General features: G+C 60.0%; 18 protein-coding genes, 1 tRNA gene and 1 pseudogene. 12 read left to right on the top strand and 8 right to left on the bottom strand.

The annotated features are described in order from the left end of the window. Positions 1 to 180 precede the first annotated feature (180 nt). Positions 181 to 256: transfer RNA gene (locus FAZ30_RS11450), tRNA-Asn, on the bottom strand. 85 nt (positions 257 to 341) lie between these two features. Next, positions 342 to 3,395, bottom strand: a complete 3,054-nt coding sequence (locus FAZ30_RS11445; RefSeq protein WP_137009443.1) for an Rne/Rng family ribonuclease — start codon at positions 3,393 to 3,395, stop codon at positions 342 to 344. Positions 3,396 to 3,914: 519 nt separating this feature from the next. Between FAZ30_RS11445 and FAZ30_RS11440 the strand changes: the two genes are divergently transcribed. The 8 genes from FAZ30_RS11440 to FAZ30_RS11405 all read left to right on the top strand — a co-directional run bounded on the left by FAZ30_RS11440 (position 3,915) and on the right by FAZ30_RS11405 (position 9,916). Beyond that, the gene (locus FAZ30_RS11440; RefSeq protein WP_137009442.1) at positions 3,915 to 4,850 is read left to right on the top strand and encodes an RluA family pseudouridine synthase; all 936 of its coding nucleotides are present in this window, start codon (positions 3,915 to 3,917) and stop codon (positions 4,848 to 4,850) included. Continuing rightward, the gene (locus tag FAZ30_RS11435) at positions 4,850 to 5,509 is read left to right on the top strand and encodes an HAD-IA family hydrolase (RefSeq protein WP_124641225.1); all 660 of its coding nucleotides are present in this window, start codon (positions 4,850 to 4,852) and stop codon (positions 5,507 to 5,509) included. Before FAZ30_RS11440 ends, FAZ30_RS11435 begins: the two co-directional genes overlap by 1 nt. Continuing rightward, the gene (locus FAZ30_RS11430) at positions 5,485 to 5,844 is read left to right on the top strand and encodes a Rieske (2Fe-2S) protein (protein ID WP_124641224.1); all 360 of its coding nucleotides are present in this window, start codon (positions 5,485 to 5,487) and stop codon (positions 5,842 to 5,844) included. The genes FAZ30_RS11435 and FAZ30_RS11430 overlap by 25 nt, the downstream gene beginning before the upstream one ends. A 41-nt stretch (positions 5,845 to 5,885) precedes the next feature. Then, positions 5,886 to 6,824, top strand: coding sequence for a S49 family peptidase (locus FAZ30_RS11425; RefSeq protein ID WP_124641223.1), 939 nt, complete (start codon positions 5,886 to 5,888; stop codon positions 6,822 to 6,824). A gap of 25 nt (positions 6,825 to 6,849) precedes the next feature. Then, positions 6,850 to 7,671: a flagellar motor protein MotD gene (gene motD, locus FAZ30_RS11420; protein ID WP_124641222.1), complete on the top strand. Its 822-nt coding sequence runs from the start codon at positions 6,850 to 6,852 to the stop codon at positions 7,669 to 7,671. 35 nt (positions 7,672 to 7,706) lie between these two features. Continuing rightward, on the top strand, positions 7,707 to 8,297 hold the full coding sequence (locus FAZ30_RS11415) for a malonic semialdehyde reductase (RefSeq protein WP_137009441.1): 591 nt from the start codon (positions 7,707 to 7,709) through the stop codon (positions 8,295 to 8,297). Between the two features lie 93 nt (positions 8,298 to 8,390). Next, positions 8,391 to 9,431, top strand: coding sequence for a quinone-dependent dihydroorotate dehydrogenase (locus FAZ30_RS11410; RefSeq protein ID WP_137009440.1), 1,041 nt, complete (start codon positions 8,391 to 8,393; stop codon positions 9,429 to 9,431). A gap of 29 nt (positions 9,432 to 9,460) precedes the next feature. After that, on the top strand, positions 9,461 to 9,916 hold the full coding sequence (locus FAZ30_RS11405; RefSeq protein WP_233578258.1) for an outer membrane lipoprotein: 456 nt from the start codon (positions 9,461 to 9,463) through the stop codon (positions 9,914 to 9,916). 69 nt (positions 9,917 to 9,985) lie between these two features. Here the strand turns inward: FAZ30_RS11405 and FAZ30_RS11400 are convergent, their stop codons facing one another. From FAZ30_RS11400 to fur, 3 genes are read right to left on the bottom strand one after another with little or no spacing between them, the layout of a single operon-like run. Further along, positions 9,986 to 10,717, bottom strand: a complete 732-nt coding sequence (locus FAZ30_RS11400) for an arginyltransferase (RefSeq protein WP_124641216.1) — start codon at positions 10,715 to 10,717, stop codon at positions 9,986 to 9,988. Beyond that, entirely contained in the window at positions 10,704 to 11,405 is a 702-nt protein-coding gene (gene aat, locus FAZ30_RS11395) for a leucyl/phenylalanyl-tRNA--protein transferase (RefSeq protein ID WP_124641214.1), read from the bottom strand. The genes FAZ30_RS11400 and aat overlap by 14 nt, the downstream gene beginning before the upstream one ends. Next, positions 11,405 to 11,833 (bottom strand): ferric iron uptake transcriptional regulator, encoded by a 429-nt coding sequence (fur, locus tag FAZ30_RS11390; protein WP_059286148.1) that lies wholly within the window; start codon positions 11,831 to 11,833, stop codon positions 11,405 to 11,407. The genes aat and fur overlap by 1 nt, the downstream gene beginning before the upstream one ends. 100 nt (positions 11,834 to 11,933) lie before the next feature. Here fur and FAZ30_RS11385 point away from each other — a divergent pair, with 100 nt between their 5' ends. From FAZ30_RS11385 to FAZ30_RS11370, 4 genes and pseudogenes are all read left to right on the top strand, one after another. Continuing rightward, on the top strand, positions 11,934 to 12,320 hold the full coding sequence (locus tag FAZ30_RS11385) for an outer membrane protein assembly factor BamE (protein WP_124641212.1): 387 nt from the start codon (positions 11,934 to 11,936) through the stop codon (positions 12,318 to 12,320). Continuing rightward, on the top strand, positions 12,317 to 13,123 hold the full coding sequence (gene dapB / locus FAZ30_RS11380) for a 4-hydroxy-tetrahydrodipicolinate reductase (RefSeq protein WP_124641210.1): 807 nt from the start codon (positions 12,317 to 12,319) through the stop codon (positions 13,121 to 13,123). The genes FAZ30_RS11385 and dapB overlap by 4 nt, the downstream gene beginning before the upstream one ends. A 44-nt stretch (positions 13,124 to 13,167) precedes the next feature. Then, complete coding sequence (locus FAZ30_RS11375; protein WP_158613534.1) at positions 13,168 to 14,142, top strand: FecCD family ABC transporter permease; 975 nt, start codon at positions 13,168 to 13,170, stop codon at positions 14,140 to 14,142. 52 nt (positions 14,143 to 14,194) lie between these two features. Next, a pseudogene (locus FAZ30_RS11370) lies at positions 14,195 to 14,911 on the top strand (ABC transporter ATP-binding protein); the annotation flags it as partial. 4 nt (positions 14,912 to 14,915) lie between these two features. Here FAZ30_RS11370 and FAZ30_RS11365 read toward each other — a convergent pair. From FAZ30_RS11365 to FAZ30_RS11355, 3 genes are all read right to left on the bottom strand, one after another. Further along, positions 14,916 to 16,430 carry a SpoVR family protein gene (locus tag FAZ30_RS11365; RefSeq protein WP_124641204.1) on the bottom strand — a complete coding sequence of 505 codons (1,515 nt, stop codon included), beginning with the start codon at positions 16,428 to 16,430 and terminating at the stop codon, positions 14,916 to 14,918. Between the two features lie 32 nt (positions 16,431 to 16,462). Further along, positions 16,463 to 17,737: a YeaH/YhbH family protein gene (locus tag FAZ30_RS11360; protein WP_124641202.1), complete on the bottom strand. Its 1,275-nt coding sequence runs from the start codon at positions 17,735 to 17,737 to the stop codon at positions 16,463 to 16,465. Between the two features lie 162 nt (positions 17,738 to 17,899). After that, positions 17,900 to 19,828, bottom strand: a complete 1,929-nt coding sequence (locus tag FAZ30_RS11355) for a PrkA family serine protein kinase (RefSeq protein ID WP_124641200.1) — start codon at positions 19,826 to 19,828, stop codon at positions 17,900 to 17,902. Positions 19,829 to 20,159: the final 331 nt, after the last annotated feature.

Here is a 20,159-nt window from a genome sequence, read left to right as displayed (position 1 = left end):
CAGCAAGCCGGCAAACAAAAAATAATATTTCAACATCACACGAACCGTGTCGCGGCCCGGCGCCAACACATAGGCGGAACAGGGGTTGGCCATCGCCGCGCAAGCAGCATGTCATGGTCTGACCGACCATGACCACACAATGCAAAAAGCCCAGTCATTGCTGACTGGGCTTCAAATGCTTGGCTCCCCGAGCAGGGCTCGAACCTGCGACCTGCGGATTAACAGTCCGTCGCTCTACCAACTGAGCTATCAGGGAATTGCCTTGAGAGAACGCAATTCTATAAAAACCTGATCAAACCGTCAAGCCCCTGAACTGAAATTCAGAGGCCCGACGGAATACATCAGTTATTGCGGGTTTCCACCTGCTGCAGCATCAGCTCTGCCGGAGCGGCCTGCTCGGCCACCTGACGTACCACATCGCGGCGACGCGGACCGGCCGGCACTTCGACTTGCGGCTGTTCCTGCTGTACCACAGCCTTGGTAGCGACCATGACCAGACCACCCAGGTCGGCCGGCGCTTCCGGCTTGGTTTCCACCGCAGCCACGACCGGCGCAGCGACAACTTCCGTCACTTGCTCAACCACAGCCACCACCGGCTCTGCTACAACCGGCTCGACAACTACGGCCACTTCGGCCACAGCCGTCTCAATGCTGAGCGGCTGCGCTTCGATGACGGTACTGATCTGCTCCAGCACCACCTCAGCAGCCGCCACGGCTACCGGGGCTTCCGCAGGCACTGCCACTTCGCTGACCGGGGCCGGCTCAAGCGCAGCTTGCTCAACGACAACGGTAGCGGCCTCCTCGGCCACCTGCTGCGGCTCGACATGAGCAACTGGCTCGGCCACTACGACCACTTCGGCAGCAGCAGGCTGCACCACCGGCTCGCTGGCTACGGCTTCGGCCACCTGTTCTACCGGCTTGACGACTTCCGGCTGCGGAGCGGCTTCCAGCGCAGAAACGGCTTCTACAGCAACAAAGCCGGCAGCTGCAGCGGCAACTACTTCACCAGCTTCGCCCAGCGCTGCGGTGTTTTCGCCATCCAGCGGTTCGCGACGACGGTCACGACGACCACGACGACGACGACCACGCTCACCACGCTCTTGCTGTTCGGCCGACTCGGCAGCAGCTTCCACACCTTCGGCGCTGTTCAGCTTGAGCTCTTCAGCAGCATTAGCCTGCGGCTTGTCTGCTTCATTACGCTCGGACTGCGGCTGACGACGACGCGACGGCTTTTCTGCAGCCTGCGGTGCAGCTTGTTGCTCACCACGCTCTTCTGCTTGCGGGCGGGCATTCTGCTCGCGCGGCTCGCGGTTTTCACGCGGTTCGCGTTCACGACGCTGACGCGGCTCGCGCTGCGGCTGTTCGCCACGCTCGGCACGCTCACTGCGTTCTGCACGCTCCGGGCGTTCGGCACGCTCTACGCGCTCCGGACGTTCCTGACGATCAGCACGTTCATTGCGCTGCGGTTGACGACGGCCATCCTGACGCTCGCCATCCTGGCGGGCTTCGGCCGGACGCTTGCCAGCGTCTTCGCCATGACGACGGTCATTGTGATCACGACGCGCCTGGCTACCCGGACGACGCTCATTGCCACGCTGGCGGTTGCCATTGCGCTGACCGTCACGCGAACTAGTCGCGGCTGCCGGCTTTTTCTTTTCGGTTTCTTGCGCTTGCTGTTCCGGTTCGGCAAACAGGCTCTTCACCCAGCCGAAGAAACGACCGACCACGCCCTGCTCGGCCACTACCGGAGCGGCTGCAGCAGCCACTTCGGGCTGGCTGGACACCGGAGCCGGCTGTTGCGGGGTGATGCCCTTGACGGCGGCTTCCTGACGTTCAACCTTGGGCTTTTCCTGACCAAAGTTGGTGATGATGTCTTCTTCCTGCACTTCCACGCGCAGATAGCTCGGGCTGTCACCCAGCTCGGCCAGATCATCGTGGCGAATGCGGGCAATCTTGTAATGCGGCGTTTCCAGATGAATGTTCGGAATCAGCACTACGTCCACGTCCAGACGCTCTTCGATGGAGTGGATTTCGGCACGCTTCTCGTTCAGCAGGAAGGTGGCCACATCTACCGGCACCTGGGCATGCACCGCACCGGTGTTCTCCTTCATTGCCTCTTCCTGGATGATGCGCAGGATGTGCAGGGCGGAGGATTCGGCACCACGGATGAAGCCGATGCCATGGCAGCGCGGGCAAGGCTCGTGGCTGGTTTCACCCAGCGACGGCTGCAGACGCTGACGCGACAGTTCCAGCAGGCCGAAGCGGGACAGCTTGCCCATCTGTACGCGAGCACGGTCGTGCTTCAGTACATCGCGCAGCTTGTTTTCCACTTCACGCTGGTTTTTCGGGTTTTCCATGTCGATGAAGTCGATCACGATCAGACCGCCCAGGTCGCGCAGACGCAGCTGGCGGGCAATTTCTTCGGCGGCTTCAACGTTAGTGCGCAGGGCGGTTTCTTCGATGTCAGCACCCTTGGTGGAGCGGGCGGAGTTGACGTCGATGGACACCAGCGCTTCGGTGTGGTCGATCACGATGGCACCACCGGACGGCAGCTGCACGCTGCGCGAGAAGGCGGTTTCGATCTGGTGTTCGATCTGGAAGCGCGAGAACAGCGGAACGTGATCCTTGTACAGCTTTACGCGATGCACCATGTTCGGCATCACGTGGCTCATGAACTGGCGGGCCTGTTCATAGATCTCGTCGGTGTCGATCAGGATTTCGCCGATATCCGGGTGGTAGTAGTCACGGATGGCGCGGATCACCAGGCTGCCTTCCTGCAGAATCAGGAAAGGTGCATTCTGCGAGCCGGCAGCACCTTCGATGGCGCGCCACAGCTGCATCAGATAGCCCATGTCCCACTGCAGCTCTTCCAGATTGCGGCCGATACCAGCGGTACGGGCAATCAGGCTCATGCCATTGGGGACTTCCAGCTGGGCCAGCAGGTCTTTCAGTTCCTGACGCTCTTCGCCCTCGATGCGGCGCGATACGCCACCACCACGCGGGTTATTGGGCATCAGCACCAGATAGCGGCCAGCCAGGCTGATATAGGTGGTCAGGGCAGCGCCCTTGTTGCCGCGCTCGTCCTTTTCTACCTGGACAACGACTTCCATGCCTTCACGCAGCACATCCTGAATGCGCGGACGGCCGCCGTCATAGCCCTGGAAATAGGAGCGGGAGACTTCCTTGAACGGCAGAAAGCCGTGGCGTTCGGTGCCGTAATCGACAAAGCACGCTTCGAGGGAGGGCTCGATACGGGTGATGATGCCCTTGTAGATGTTCCCTTTGCGTTGTTCTTTGCCAACGGTTTCGATATCGAGGTCGACCAGCTTTTGCCCGTCGACGATGGCAACGCGCAGCTCTTCAGCCTGCGTTGCATTAAACAACATGCGTTTCATAAACGTTCCCTGCGCGGCACTCACGCAAGGGATGCAGCCAGTATTTGACGGCCCAGAGGCTATTGATGGGCGCTTTCCGAAAGAAGTGTTGGTATAAAGATCATTACAACCGAGATATCAAGCCTACTTCCTGACTAAATTCACACGTGCCCGGGGGTTTGAGCGCATTAGCGCATCGGAAATTTTCTCCCAGCCCGCCATCGCGGGCGAGCTGGACAAACTGGAGGGCTGCGTGCCGGGTCAAACTTTGCTGCAAGATCTCCTGACTGGCTTTGCATCAGGAAATGGAATACTCGTGAGTGCGTTATGCGACTAAATGCATTACCATCGCTGCTTTTTGGTGAGCGAGTTAACCTTGGCTGCGGCCGGTTGACGCGGCATCAGGTCAGGGTCAACACCCTGCCGGCCGGTTCACTTTCCCGCAGCAGCATCACGCGGCAATACTGCCTGTGACCATGGCTTTCCGGAACGCTGTCATCGCACTGAAATGTGCGATCGAGCGCACGAAGTATAAGCAATATGACTGACATTCGCAAAGACTCCGTCACGTTTCTTGACGTGGACGATGGAGATTCCGGCCAAAGGCTGGACAACTTCCTGGTACGCATTCTAAAAGGCGTACCAAAAAGCCATATTTATCGCATCTTGCGCTCGGGCGAAGTACGGGTGAACAAGCGCCGGATTGATGCATCCTATCGCATCCAGGCTGGCGACCAGATCCGCATCCCCCCCATTCGCGTGGCCGAGCGCCCGGTCAACGATGTGCCGCCCGGCAGCTTCCCGGTGGTGTATGAAGATACTGCGCTGTTGGTGATCGACAAGCCGGCCGGTGTGGCCGTGCATGGTGGCAGCGGCGTGTCCTTTGGCGTGATCGAACAACTGCGCAAGGCGCACCCGGACTGGAAATATCTGGAACTGGTACACCGGCTGGACCGGGAAACCTCCGGCCTGTTGATGCTGGCCAAGAAGCGCTCGGCACTGGTGAAGCTGCATGACATGATGCGCGCCAACGTACCGGACAAGCGCTATCTGGCGCTGGGACTGGGCTCCTGGGACCCGAGCAACAAGAGCGTCAAGTTGCCCTTGTTCAAATTCCACACCGCAGATGGCGAGCGCCGCGTCAAGGTGGCCGAGGGCGACGATGGCCAGTTTGCCCACACCAATTTCAGCGTGGTGGAACGCTTTGCCGACTTCACCCTGGTGGAAGCCCATTTGCGTACCGGCCGTACGCATCAGATCCGCGTGCACATGCAGGCCAGCGGCTGCCCGATTGCCGGTGACGAAAAATACGGCGACTTTGCCTTTAATAAAGAATTGGCCAAACGCGGCCTGAAACGCATGTTCCTGCACGCGCGCAGCCTGAGCCTGCCCCACCCGCTTACCGGCGAGCCATTGAAACTGGAAGCCCCACTACCGGCCGAGCTGGAAGGCTTTCTGAAGAAACTGAGAAACTGATGGCACGCCACTACGACCTGCTGGTATTCGACTGGGATGGCACGCTGATGGATTCCACGGCGCACATCACCCATTCCATCCAGAATGCCTGTCGCGAACTGGGCCTGACCGTGCCAGACCGCCAGGCGGCCAGTCATGTCATCGGCCTGCGGCTGGACCAGGCGCTGCACCTGGCCTGCCCCGGCCTGGACGATGCGCAGCATAAGGCGCTGACCGAGAGCTTTATCCGCCACTATCGCAGCAGCGACGAGGGTGTGACCCTGTTCGACGGTGTACGCGAAGGCCTGCATGCGTTGCGCGAACGCGGGGTATTCATGGCGGTGGCCACCGGCAACAGCCGGGTGGGCCTTGATCGCCTGCTGGCTGAAACCGGCCTGGGACCCTTGTTTGACGCCACCCGCACCGTGGACGAATGCCATTCCAAGCCGCATCCGGCCATGCTGCAGGAACTGAGCGATGAGCTAGGGGTGGAACTGGCGCGCACGGTGATGATTGGCGACACCAGCCACGACCTGAACATGGCACTGAATGCCCGCGCGCATGGCGTTGGCGTCAGCTACGGCGCACACGATGTGGGACTGCTGCAGGATTGCCAGCCGCAGACTATCGTCCATAGCTTTGCGGAGTTGCAGCAATGGCTGCTGGCACGACTAGGCTGATCTGCGCCAGCGCCGATTTGCAGGATAGTGGCCGCGCCGTCCGCTTCGAGCTGGACGGTGCAGATGGCAAGCAGCAGTCTGCCCTGGCACTGCGCTATCAGGGCCGGGTCTATGGTTATGTGAATGCCTGCCGCCACATTCCCATCGAACTGGACTTGCAAGATGGCAATGTGTTCGATTTATCCGGACAGTATCTGGTGTGCAGCATGCACGGTGCACTCTACCTGCCCAATAATGGCCGCTGCGTGGGCGGCCCCTGCCGCGGCCAGAGCCTGCAAGCGCTCCCGCTGCATGAAGCAGATGGCCAAGTGTGGCTGAATGTCATGCCTGACTGAATTTTGCTAGACTGCCGACATTCGCACTCAGGGCAAGCACAATGAACGACACTCCAAACTGGGAACGCCAGCTAGTCGAAAAACTGGCCATGGCCGCCGTGGTGGAACAACGCCGCGCACGGCGCTGGAAAATCTTTTTCCGCCTGGTGTGGCTGGGCATCATCGGCAGCCTGCTGGCCTTTGCCTTTGCACGCAATGAAGACAAATCGGCCGAGGCCCTGACCGGCAGCGGCCACACTGCCGTCATCAGCCTGGATGGCGTCATCGATAGCGAAAACAATACCGCCGAGAAACTCAGCGCTGCGCTGCAAGACGCCTATGCCGACCACGGCACGCGCGGTATCGTCATCGAGGCCAACAGCCCCGGCGGCAGCCCGGTACTGTCCGGCATGGCCTATGATGAAATCCGCCGTCAGAAAAAGCTGCACCCGGCCATTCCGGTGTATGTCACCGTGCAGGAAGTATGCGCGTCCGGCTGTTATTACATTGCCGCCGCTGCAGACAAGATCTTCGTCGACAAGGCCAGCATTGTCGGCTCTATCGGTGTACTGTCTGACGGCTTTGGCTTTACCGGCCTGATGGACAAGCTGGGCGTGGAACGCCGCCTGAAGACTGCCGGTGAAAACAAGGCGATGGGCGACCCCTTCTCCCCGGTCAATCCCAAGCAGGACGCCATCCGCCAGCAATTGCTGGATGACATCCACCAGCAGTTCATCAAGGCAGTCAAGGATGGCCGTGGCAGCCGGCTGAAAAACGACCCGCAGCTATTTTCCGGCATGGTATGGATCGGCGAAAAGAGCATCCCGCTGGGACTGGCGGATGGCCTGGGCAATACCCGCTCGGTCGCGCGTGACATCATCAAGGCCGAAAAGACGGTGGACTACACCCAGCAGGACGATCTTTCCAGCCGCGTGGCGCGCAAGATAGGCGTCGAATTCGCCGGGGGCGTACGCAGCCTGTTCAACACCCGCCTGTTCTGACAACAGCCCTCATCGCGGAGCACACATGGCAAGCAGACGCCGCCGTCAGGAAGAAGAGCACGAAAACCATGAACGCTGGCTGGTGTCCTATGCCGACTTCATCACCCTGCTGTTCGCCTTTTTCGTGGTGATGTACGCCATTTCCTCGGTCAACGAGGGCAAGTACCGGGTACTGTCCTCGGCCATCGTCGATGCCTTTCGCAGTGGCTCCACCATCAATATCAATACCACCCCGCCCAGCGGTGGGGCCAATACCATGATAGAAATCCCCCAGACCAAGCCGATTGCCAAGGCCATCACGGGGGACCACCATGTCGAACCGAATCCCAAACTCGGCTCGCTGGCAGCGGATCTGGCCAAGGTGATGGACCCGCTGGTCAAGGGCGGGCAGGTCAACATCACCCAGAGCCCCAAGGGCATCACCGTCGACATCCGCGATACGGCGCTGTTTCCGGTGGGTCAGGCTGCACCCAACGACCAGTCGCGCCAGATCATGTCCGGCATGGCCGCCCTGCTGTCCAAGGTGGATAACCAGATCCGGGTGGAAGGCTTTACCGACAACGTCCCCATCAAGACCTCCACTTATCCGTCCAACTGGGAACTGTCTGCCGCCCGCGCTGGCAGCGTAGTGCGACTATTCCAGGAAAGCGGCATCAGCCCGGCAAGACTGGTCGCCGTAGGACGGGGAGAAAACCTGCCGGTGGCCGACAACACCACGCCAGATGGCCGCGCCACCAACCGCCGCGTGTCCATTACCGTTTTGGCTGAAGACCAGAACGAGGCCGAAGTGCTGCCATCGCAACCGTCCACCACCCCTGCCCCGGCAGCCGTTCCGGCCGGCAAATAGTCAGACGCCCGTACCATAACAATCAGGAGGAGCCCATGACCACCCCGCTATCCGCCACTGCGCTGGAACAGCTGTTTCACAATGCCCGCAGTCACAGCCACTGGCAGCAACGCCCGGTGAGCGATGACACCCTGCATCAGCTGTTTGACCTGCTCAAGCTCTGCCCCACCAGCGCCAACTGCTCGCCAGCCCGCTTCGTTTTCCTCAAGACCCCGGCGGCCAAGGAAAGGCTGCGCCCCTTCCTGATGGAAGGCAATGTAGAGAAGACCATGGCCGCTCCGGTGTGCGTGATCGTGGCGCAAGACATGCAATTTTATGAGCACTTGCCACGGCTGTTTCCACATGCCGACGCCAAGAGCTGGTTTGAAGGCAACGATGCCGCCATTGCCGCCACCGCCGCCCGCAACAGCACCTTGCAAGGTGCCTACCTGATCATGGCGGCACGTTCGCTGGGATTGGACTGCGGCCCGATGTCGGGTTTTGACAATGCCGGGGTGAATGGCGAGTTTTTTGCTGATGGCCGCTGCCAGTCCAATTTCCTGATCAACCTGGGCTATGGCGAGGCCGGCAAGCTGCATGCGCGCGCACCGCGCTTTGGTTTTGACGAAGCCTGCCAGATACTCTGAAGCAGCGTAAGCGGGCGTGGATTTGACCATGGTGCTTCGGCTCAGGGCCATTGCCCGGTTATACTAGCGGGCAAATTCATTCCGGAGACGCTCATGCTCTACCCGCTTCTGCGCCCTCTGCTGTTCAGATTTGACGCAGAAACCGCCCACGAACAAACCCTGCAGCTGCTGGACAAGGCGCACAAACTGCGCCTGCTTGGCCTGGCTGTTCCGGCGGTCAGCCGGGCGCCGGTCAAGGCCATGGGTCTGACTTTTCCCAATGCGGTTGGTCTGGCTGCCGGCCTGGACAAGAATGGCGACCATATCGACGCGCTGGCGGCGCTGGGCTTCGGCTTTCTGGAAATCGGCACCATCACCCCACGCCCACAGGATGGCAACCCCAAGCCACGCCTGTTCCGCGTGCCGGAACATCAGGGCATCATCAATCGCATGGGTTTCAACAACCGTGGCGTCAATGTATTGCTCGACAATGTGCGCAACTGCCGTTTCAACGGCGTGCTGGGCATCAATATCGGCAAAAACGCAGTTACTCCGATTGAAAACGCGGTGGATGACTACCTGATCTGCCTGGACAAGGTCTATGCCTACGCCAGCTACATCACGGTCAATATCTCCTCGCCCAATACCAAGAACCTGCGCCAGTTGCAGCAAGGCGACGAGCTGTCGCGCCTGCTGGCTGCTCTCAAGACCCGCCAGCAGCAGTTGGCCGACCAACATGGTCGCTATGTGCCGCTGGCGGTGAAGATCGCTCCGGACCTGGACGACGAACAGATTGCCGACATCGCCCGTCTGCTGACCGTCAACAAGATTGATGGCGTCATCGCCACCAATACCACGCTGTCGCGGGTAGAGATTGCCGGCCACCCGCTGCAGGACGAAGCAGGCGGCCTGTCCGGCGCACCGGTACGGGAACGCTCCACCGCGCTGATCCGCAAGCTGGCGCGTGAACTAGACGGCAGCCTGCCCATCATAGGGGTAGGCGGCATTCTCAGTGGCGAAGATGCAGTAGAAAAGCTGCAAGCCGGTGCCACACTGGTACAGCTGTACAGCGGCCTGATCTATCAGGGACCACCGCTGATCGCGCAGTGCAGCCAGGCCATCGCCCGCCACCTGCAACAACAAACCCGCAATTGACATCCCAGGGAGGATATATGTTCAACAAGATGACTCGCCTTGTAATGCTTGGCAGCCTGTCGCTGGGCCTGCTTTCCGGCTGCGCCACCTCCGATTCCGCCGCCGTCTACTCCAAGGGGCAAATGCGCCAGGCGCAGAGCGTACAACTGGGCACCGTGGTGTCGGTCAACAACGTCAAGATGGAAGGCCAGAACAATGAGCTGCTGACACTGGGCGGCGCGGCTCTTGGCGGCTTGGCCGGCAGCAATGTCGGCGGCGGCAAGGGTGCCATCGCCGGTGGTATCATCGGCGCACTGGCCGGTGGTTTCGGCACCCAGGCAGCCCAGCGCAGCATGGGTAGCAAGAATGCACTAGAAGTGACTGTCAAACTGGACGGCAGTGGCCGCATGGTTTCCATCGTGCAGGATGCCGACATCCCGCTGAGCGCAGGCCAGCGTGTACGCCTGCTGAGCGGTGGCGGTGACGACCGGGTGGTACCTTACTGATCACACCTGGTCAGTAGCCGGCATGCAAAACAGGCTGACCATGTCAGCCTGTTTTGCATGCCTGCCCCCTCACTCTCCCGATGCTGCCGGCACCCAGCGCCCGTCCTGCAAATGCTCCAGTGGCCGATACTGCGACTTGTAAGCCATCTTGCGGCAATCGGCAATCCAGTAGCCCAGATATAGATAGGGCAGCTGCCAGGCCCGCGCCAGCTCCACCTGCCATAGCACATTGAATACGCCATAGCCTGCCTGGGCATCCTGCGGATCATAAAAGGTGTACACCGCCGACAGGCCGTCGGCCAGCCGGTCGATCAGGCTGACCATTTTCAGCTCGCCATCCAGCCGGAACTCGGCCAGTAGGCTATCCACGCCGCTTTTGAGAATGAACTCGGAATACTGCTGCACATTATCCTCGGCCATGCCGCCCCCGGCATGGCGTGACTGCTGATAGTCGTGGTACAGCTGGTAATGATCCTGGCGGAACTCCAGCGGCAACAGCCGCACCTCCATGTCCTGCAAGCGCTTCCAGCTGCGCCGCTGACTGCGGTTGGGCGTGAAGGCCGCTACCGGAAGCCGCACCGGCACGCAGGCCTGGCAACTATCGCAATAAGGCCGGTAGGTATACAGACCACTGCGGCGAAAACCCAGCCGGACCAGCTGGCTGTAAACCGCGGCATCAATGGCTTCGGCAGGAATGGCTACCTGCGAGCGCGCCTGGCGACCGTCCAGATAACTGCAGGCATAGGGGGCGGTGGCATAAAAATGAATGGCAACCGCCGGTCCGGCATCACGATGGCTCATGGTCGAAACAATAGTTCCACATGCTGTCCGCCTGGGGTTCAAGCGTCTTGTTCTTCAGAGTAGCAATAAATTCGGCCCTTGGAATCAGCGTTGCGCCCAGGCTGGCCAGATGCGGGGTATGCATCTGGCAGTCAATCATGTCCACGCCCTGCGCCTGCAAGTGGCGAGCCATGTGGACAAAGGCGATTTTGGAGGCGTCAGTACGGTGGGAAAACATCGATTCGCCATAGAACATCCGCCCCAGCGCCACGCCATACAGCCCGCCCACCAGTTCGCCATCCATCCATACCTCGAAAGAATGTGCCGCCCCGAGCTGATGCAGACGACAGTAGGCTTCCACCATGGGCTGGATGATCCAGGTACCGGCAGCCCCGGCGCGCGGTGCGGCACAGGCCTCCATCACTTGTCGGAAAGCGGTGTCCAGCGTCACCCGGTAGTGGCGATTGCGCAGCGTCTTGTCCAGCGAACGGCTGACGCGTAGCTGCGGCGGGAACAGCACCATGCGCTGAGAAGGCGACCACCACAAAATGGGTTCGCCTGCGGAAAACCACGGGAAGATGCCCTGGGAGTACCCCAGCAGCAGGCGCGCCGGCGACAGGTCGCCACCAGCAGCCAACAAACCGTCCGGTTCGGCCAGTGCGCTGCGAACCGGAGGAAAAACCAGCTCGTGTCCGAGCCAGGGAATCATTACTTGCTGCCGGTTTTGCCCTGGCAGCTCAGGCATTCGCCGTACAGATACAGCGCATGCTCGGCAATGCGAAAGCCGTGCTGCTCGGCGATGCGATCCTGCAAGGCCTCGATTTCAGGATCGAAGAATTCCATCACGCTGCCGCACTTCACGCACACCATGTGGTCGTGGTGACCACCCTGGTTGAGCTCGTACACGGCCTTGCCGGATTCGAAATGGTGGCGTACCAGAATACCGGCCTGCTCGAACTGGGTGAGCACGCGGTAAATGGTGGCCAGACCGATGTCGATATTCTCGGCCAGCAGTTTGCGATAGACATCTTCGGCCGACAGGTGGCGATCGTCGGTCATCTCGAACAGGTCGAGAATTTTCAGACGCGGGCCGGTGGCTTTGAGGCCGATATCTTTAAGGTGACTGGCTTTGCTCATCGTGATATAAATTAGGTCGATTTTTGAAGCATGATAAAGCCTTTTTCCGGCTTTGCCTAACACCGCCAGTTAAATATAATCCTCAGCCCATCGGAGTCTCATGCGCGCCCTGATCATCGCTGCCGTCATCGCCCTCTCCGGCTGCACCTCCATGAATCCCATCAACTGGATTACCCCCCACAAGATGGAAATCCAGCAAGGCAATTATGTCACCGAAGATGCCGTGGCCAAACTGAAGCCCGGCATGACCCGCTCCCAGGTACGTTTCCTGCTGGGCACTCCCTTGCTGACCGATTCCTTCCACAACAACCGCTGGGACTATCCGTATCAGGATAGCAAGCAGGGCAAGCTGGTCGACAAGAAGCTGCTGACCGTTTTCTTTGAAGGCGACACCATGGTGCGGGTAGAAGGCACCGCACAGCCGGCCGAGCGCGCCATTCTGCCGCTTGATGCCTCTGCCCCCGCCCAGGAAGCCCCCAAGCAATGAGTGAACTGAATATCGTCATCGTCGGTGCTGCCGGCCGCATGGGCCGCACGCTGATCGAATCCGTACTGGCTACCCCCGGCGCTCGTTTGCATGCTGCCATTGATCGTGCCGCTTCCGACTTTATCGGTCAGGATGCCGGCCTGTTCATTGGTCAGCAGACCGGGGTCAAGATTTCCAGCGATTTCGCTGCGGCCCTGTCTGGTGCGGATGTGGTCATCGACTTTACCCGCCCGGAAGCCACGCTTGATTATCTGCAACAGTGCCAGCAGCACAAGGTGCAGATGATCATCGGCACGACTGGTTTTGACGATGCTGGCAAGGCTGCCATCAAGGCGGCGGCCGAGAAAATCGGCATCGTGTTTGCCTCCAACTTCAGCGTCGGGGTGAACCTCACCTTCAAACTGCTGGACATGGCCGCGCGGGTGCTGAACGAAGGCTACGATATCGAAATCACCGAGGCACACCACCGCTTCAAGGTGGATGCCCCGTCCGGCACCGCACTGCGCATGGGCGAAGTGATTGCCGATGCCCTGGGCCGCGACCTCAAGGAATGTGCGGTGTATGGCCGCGAAGGTGTGACCGGCGAGCGCGACCCGAACACCATTGGCTTTGCCACCGTGCGGGCCGGCGATGTGGTGGGCGACCATACCGTATTGTTCGCCACCCTGGGCGAACGGGTGGAAATCACCCACAAGGCGTCCAGCCGTGCCACCTTTGCCAACGGTGCCGTGCGCGCCGCCAAATGGCTGTCGGCCAAGCCCTCCGGCCTGTTCGACATGCAAGACGTACTGGGCCTGCGTTAAGGCCTGCGGGAGCCGGCCGCCCGGCTGGCTCCCTTCCCCTGCTGATGATCCGCCTCTCCCTGCTCTGCCAGTGCCTGCTGGCTGCCCTGCTACTGACTTGCCTCGCTTCGCTATTGCACGGCAGCGGCATTGTCTGGGCCATGCTGCATGGCAATCAAACACTGCCGGCGCTGCAACTGCAGCTACTGCTGCAGCTACGCCTGCCACGTCTGCTGGTCGCCATCTGCAGCGGCATGCTGCTGAGCAGCGCCGGAGCCGCCATCCAGGCACGCTTCCGCAATCCCTTGGCCGAACCGGGCCTGCTGGGCATCTATAGCGGAGCGGCACTGGCCGCCGCACTGGCACTCAGCCTGGGCGCCGGCATCTTGCCGGTTTCGCTGGCCGGCTTTACCGGCAGTCTGCTGACGCTGTGGCTGATTCGCCTGCTGGCCTCGCCCAATGGCAATGGCAGCCGGCTGATCCTGTCCGGCGTGGCCATCGCAGCCTTGCTGGGCAGTCTGCTGACGCTGTTGATCACCACCCTGCCGGATGGTGCCCTGCGCAGCATCACCTTCTGGCTGATGGGCAGTTTCGCCAATGCTGAATGGCCGCAGGCCTGGCTGTTGCTGCTGGCCACGCCGCTGGTCTGGCTGGGCTTGTTCCGCCACTGGCGCTTGCTCAATGCCCTGCAACTGGGTGAAGCCACCGCGTTTCATCTGGGTTTTGACATTCGCCGTGGCGCATGGCTGGTCGTCTGCCTTGCCTCCATCGCCGCCGGCGTGGTGGTATCCAGCTGCGGCATGATCGGCTTTGTCGGCCTGCTGGCACCGCATCTGACCCGGCTGTTGACCGGCAGCGACGCCCGCCGCCTGCTGCTGGCGTCTCCACTACTGGGTGCCTGGCTGACGGTCAGCGCCGACTGGCTGGCACGCAGCCTGCTGGCCCCTGCGGAATTGCCGGTTGGCGTCATCACCAGTCTGCTGGGTGCCCCGTTTTTTCTGTGGCTGTTACGACGAGAACAGGAGTCAAACCGTGCTTGAGCTGGAGCAGGTATGTTTGCAGCGTGCCAGCAAGCGACTGTTATGGCAGGTTTCGCTACAGGCCGTGCCCGGCGAGTTGTGCGTCATCCTTGGCCCCAACGGCGCGGGCAAGAGCACCCTGCTGCAATTGATGTCGGGCTATCTGCGTCCCGACAGCGGCAGCGTCTGGCTGGGCGGGCAGGATACGGCTGGCATGAGCCCGGCCCGTCTGGCCAGCCTGCGCGCCGTGGTGGAGCAGCAGGCAGCTGCTCCATCCGGCTGGCGGGTGAACGAGCTGGTCGCGGCCGGCAGTTATTTTGCTGCTCCCGGCCAGCAGGCGGCAGCTATAGAACAGGCGCTGGCCTTGACCGACACCAGCGCACTGGCGCAACGCCGGCTCGACAGCCTGTCCGGGGGCGAGGCGCAGCGCGCCCACCTGGCACGCGCACTGTGCCAGCTACTGGCATCCACACAGCCGGAACGCTATTTATTGCTGGATGAGGCCACGGCCGCGCTGGACTTCGCCATTGCCGACAGCCAGATGGCGCAATGGCGGCGGCTGGCGCAGGACTTGCACATCGGCGTGGTGGCGGTGGTACACGACCTGAACCTGGCGCTGCGCCATGCCGACCGGGTCTTGCTGCTGCAGGATGGCTGCAGCATCGCCTTTGGCCGCACCGCCGACATCATGCAGCAGGCGCGGCTGGAGGCCATTTACGGCATCCGGCTGGCTGAATTGATCAGCCCGGATGCCAGCATCCGGGCCTTTGTCCCGCACGGTACGCGCTGATCCGCTACAGCCGCTGTAATTCCAGACTGGATTTCACCTCGAAGCTCTGCGTGACCGCACCGTCGTTGTCTGCGCTTTCCAGCCGGACATCAAAGCCCCACAGCCGTCCCACATGCTTGAGCACTTCCTGCGCACTGCCCTCGTCCAGCGGACGGCGATTGTGCATGGTATGGCGCAAGGTCAGGCTGCGATCACCCCGCACATTGACCGACCACACCTGAATGTTCGGCTCACGCGAGCCCAGGTTGTATTGCTCGGCCAGCTTGCTGCGGATGTCACGATAGCCCCTTTCGTCATGGATGGCCGACACTTCCAGCTTGTCTTCATGGTCGTCGTCACGAATGGAGAACATGCGGAAATCGCGAATCAGCTTGGGCGAAAGGTATTGTGAAATAAAGCTTTCGTCCTTGAAGTTCTTCATGGCGAATTCCAGCGAGCTGCGCCAGTCGGTACCGGCCAGATCGGGAAACCAGGCCTTGTCCTCGTCCGTGGGCGCTTCGCAGATGCGCTTGATGTCCTGGTACATGGAAAAACCCAGGGCATAGGGGTTGATGCCGTTATACCAGCGCGCCGTCACCGGCGGCTGATACACCACATTGGTGTGGCTCTGCAAAAACTCCATCATGAAGCCATCGGTCACCAGCCCCTTGTCGTACAGGCGGTTGAGAATGGTGTAGTGCCAGAACGTGGCCCAGCCCTCGTTCATCACCTGAGTCTGGCGTTGCGGGTAGAAATACTGCGCCACCTTGCGCACGATGCGCACCAGCTCGCGCTGCCACGGTTCCAGCAAGGGCGCGGATTTTTCGATGAAATACAGCAGGTTTTCCTGCGGCTCGGCCGGAAAACGTTGCGGTTCGCGATTGGCATCGTCCTTGTCGCGCTTGGGAATGGTGCGCCACAGGTCGTTGACCTGCATCTGCAGATACTGTTCGCGCTCCACCTGCCGCGCCTGCTCCTCGGCCAGTGACAGCTTCTGCGGCCGCTTGTAGCGATCCACACCATAGTTCATCAGCGCATGGCAGGAATCCAGCAGCATCTCCACCTCGTCGATGCCATAGCGCTCCTCGCATTTGCTGATGTAGGACTTGGCAAATACCAGATAGTCGACAATGGCCGAGGCGTCGGTCCAGGCACGAAACAGGTAATTGCCCTTGAAGAAGCTGTTGTGACCATAGGCGGCGTGGGCAATCACCAGCGCCTGCATGGTCATGGAGTTTTCTTCCATCAAATAGGCAATGCAGGGGCTGGAGTTGATGACGATTTCGTAGGCCAAGCCCATCTGGCCACGCTTGTAGCTTTTTTCGGTGGAAACGAAGTGCTTGCCGAAGCTCCAGTGATGGTAGTTCACCGGCATGCCGACCGAGGAGTAGGCATCCATCATCTGTTCGGCGGTAATCACTTCCAGCTGATTGGGATAGACGTCCAGCTGGAATTCATCCACTGCGATCTTGCGGATTGCGCGGTCGTATTCTTCGATCAGGTCGAAGGTCCATTCGGACCCGGTGGAAATGGGTGTCATGCTGCATTCCCCTTGGCGGCCGGCCCTGGCACTCAGGCGCGCGTGGCTGGCTGGCGTTTGAACAGCTCCCGGAATACCGGATAAATATCGGAGGCCGAGCGGATTTTCTGCATGGCGAAATGCCGCTGGCGTTCCTTGACCTTGAGGTACTCGTACCAGAGGTTTTGCGGCTCGCCCTCGGTGATTTCGATGTAGGCGAAATACTGGCAATAGGGCAGCAGCTGTTCTTCCATGATGCGGCCGCAATTGGCCGAGTCGCTGTCCCAGTTGTCGCCATCGGAAGCCTGGGCGGCATAAATATTCCACTCGCTGCCGCTGTAACGCTTCTTGACGATGTCCGCCATCAGATTGAGCGCCGAGGACACCACCGTCCCCCCGCTTTCACGCGAGTGGAAGAAGTCTTCCTCGTTCACCTCCACCGCACTGGTGTGATGGCGGATGAACACCACTTCGATCTTGTCGTAGTTACGCTGCAAAAACAGGTAGAGCAAGATGAAGAAGCGCTTGGCCATGTCTTTTTTCTGCTCGTCCATCGAACCGGACACATCCATGATGCAGAACATCACCGCCTGGCTGGTGGGCTTGGGCTGCTTGATGCGGTTGTTGTAGCGCAGATCGAAAGGGTCGATAAAAGGGATGCTGGCCAGCTTCTCGCGCAGCATATGGATGCGCTTGCGCTGGTCGCGCACTTCCAGCGCGCTTTCGTCATCCGACTCCAGCAACTGGTCCAGGTCTTCCTCGGCCTCGCCCAGGCTGGCCAGGGTTGGCGCGGCCATGGCGACACGCCGCGCCAGTGCACCACGCAAGGAACGGACGATGCTGATATTGGCCGGGGTGCCGTCATTGGTGTAGCCGGCCCGCACCTGCTTGAGCTCTTCCACGCCCATCAGCTGGGTCTTGATCAGATTGGGCAGCGCCAGGTCATCAAAAAACACATTGAGGAATTCTTCGCGCGACAACTCGAACACAAAGTCGTCCTCACCCTCGCCATCCTGGCTGGCCTTGCCACCACCGCCACCTCCACCGCCGCCTTGCGGACGTTGAATACGATCCCCCCGAATGAATTCTTCATTGCCCGGATGCACCTGCTCGCGCACCCCGCCCTGGCCATGATGAAATACCGGCTCGGAAATATCCTTGACCGGAATGGAGACTTTCTCGCCGCTCTCGATATCGGTGATACTGCGCCCCTTCACCGCACGCGAAACGGCTTCCTTGATCTGCGCCTTGAAACGGCGCAAGAAACGCTCGCGGTTGACCGCGGACTTGTTCTTGCCGTTCAGGCGTCTGTCTATGATGTGGGACATGGCAACCTCGCTGTTGTCTCCTGCGGCCCGGCTGGTCTGCGGGCGCCAGCCTTTGCTACGGTCGCGGCATGCGACCCGGCCAAGCCGGACCATCCTGTTTGGACAGTCCGGGCCAGAATCGGTGCCGGTCCGGCGGGCAGAAACCCGCTGGCCGGCGCGTGCTCAGGAGGACTTGCGTACCCGCAGATACCATTCGCACAGCAGGCGAACCTGCTTGGCGGTATAGCCTTTTTCCACCATGCGGTTGACGAAGTCTTCGTGCTTCTTGGCATCTTCCACGCTGGCCTTGGCATTGAAGGAAATCACCGGCAGCAGCTCTTCGGTATTGGAGAACATCTTCTTCTCGATTACCGTGCGCAGCTTTTCATAGCTGGTCCAGGTCGGGTTCTTGCCACCATTATTGGCTCGGGCCCGCAGCACGAAGTTGACGATTTCGTTGCGGAAGTCCTTGGGATTGGAAATCCCGGCCGGTTTCTCGATCTTTTCCAGCTCGCCATTGAGCGAGGTGCGGTCGAAGATTTCGCCGGTGTCCTGATCGCGGTATTCCTGATCCTGAATCCAGTAGTCGGCGAAGGTGACATAGCGGTCGAAAATGTTCTGGCCGTACTCGGAGTAGCTTTCCAGATAGGCAGTCTGGATTTCCTTGCCGATGAACTCGACATACTTGGGCGCCAGATACTCCTTCAGGAAAGTCAGGTATTTCTGCTCCTGCTCGGCCGGGAACTGTTCCCGCTCCACTTGCTGTTCCAGCACATACAAGAGATGCACCGGGTTGGCGGCTACTTCCTGGTTGTCGAAGTTGAACACCTTGGACAGTATCTTGTAGGCAAAGCGGGTCGACAGACCGTTCATGCCTTCGTCCACCCCGGCATAGTCACGGTATTCCTGCAGCGACTTGGCCTTGGGATCGGTGTCTTTCAGATTGTCGCCGTCGTACACCTGCATCTTGCTGAAGAGGCTGGAGTTTTCTGTCTCTTTCAGCCGCGACAGAATGGCAAACTGCGCCATCATCTTCAGGGTTCCCGGTGCGCAGGGCGCATTGCCCAAGGACGAGTTGCGGATCAGCTTGTCGTAGATCTTGATCTCTTCGGTCACCCGCAGGCAGTACGGCACCTTGACGATGTAGATACGGTCGAGGAAAGCCTCGTTGTTCTTGTTGTTGCGGAACTGCTTCCACTCCGACTCGTTGGAGTGGGCCAGTACGATGCCATCAAATGGAATCGCACCAAAGCCTTCCGTGCCCTTGAAATTGCTTTCCTGGGTGGCAGTCAGCAAGGGGTGCAGCACCTTGATGGGTGCCTTGAACATTTCCACGAATTCCAGCAGGCCCTGGTTGGCCAGGCAGAGGCCGCCAGAGTAGCTGTAGGCATCCGGGTCATCCTGGGCATATTTTTCCAGCTTGCGGATGTCCACCTTGCCCACCAGCGAGGAAATGTCCTGGTTGTTTTCGTCACCCGGCTCGGTCTTGGCCACGGCAATCTGCCGCAGCACGGACGGGTAGCGCTTCACCACCTTGAACTGGCCGATGTCGCCATTGAATTCATGCAGCCGCTTCACCGCCCACGGGCTGGGAATGGTCTTGAGATAGCGGCGCGGAATGCCGAATTCTTCTTCCAGAATGGCACCGTCCTCATCCACATTGAACAAGCCCAGCGGCGACTCGTTCAGCGGGCTGCCCTTGAGGCAATAAAACGGCACCTGCTCCATCAGCTCTTTCAGCTTTTCGGCAATCGACGATTTGCCGCCGCCTACCGGCCCCAGCAGGTAGAGAATCTGTTTCTTCTCTTCCAGCCCTTGGGCAGCATGGCGGAAATAGGCCACCACCTGCTCGATCACTTCCTCGGTGCCGTAAAACTCGCGGAAGGCGGGGTAGACCTTGATGACCTTGTTGGAAAAGATGCGTGACAGGCGCTGGTCGTGGCGAGTATCCACCTGTTCCGGTTCGCCAATGGCTGCCAGCATGCGCTCGGAAGCCGTGGCATAAGCAGCTGGATCTCGTTTGCAGATCTCCAGATACTCCTGAATGGTGTATTCCTCTTCACGCGTCTTGTCGTAGCGGGAGGCGTAGTGGCTCAAGATGTCCGGGTGCATGGCTCTCTCCTGGCTGGTTGCAGGGGCGCGCACGGCGTGCATGGTGCACCCGCATTCCCCTGGCAAATTAGAGTACTGACTGGTTTTTCAGCTTCTCTTTTTCTGGGTATAGCACATGCGCTGGACAGCAAGAATAAAAGCGTGGCAATCAGGACTTTCGGCACATTAGCCAGCTAAGTCACTGAATTTTATTGAGAAATATCTTGATATGATCAAAGAAAAAACTAAGAGAAAAAATTTCCATTCTGCATTTTGAAAAATAAATCTTTTAAATCAACCACCTACAAAACACCGACCCGTAAAATCGACCAGCAGGAATAATGTATCAATT

Origin of the sequence: Aquitalea aquatilis (genome assembly GCF_005155025.1) — a bacterium.
GTDB classification, from domain to species: Bacteria; Pseudomonadota; Gammaproteobacteria; order Burkholderiales; family Chromobacteriaceae; genus Aquitalea; species Aquitalea aquatilis.
Note: the sequence above shows the minus strand (reverse complement) of the source record. Positions and strands in the feature narration are given on the sequence as shown.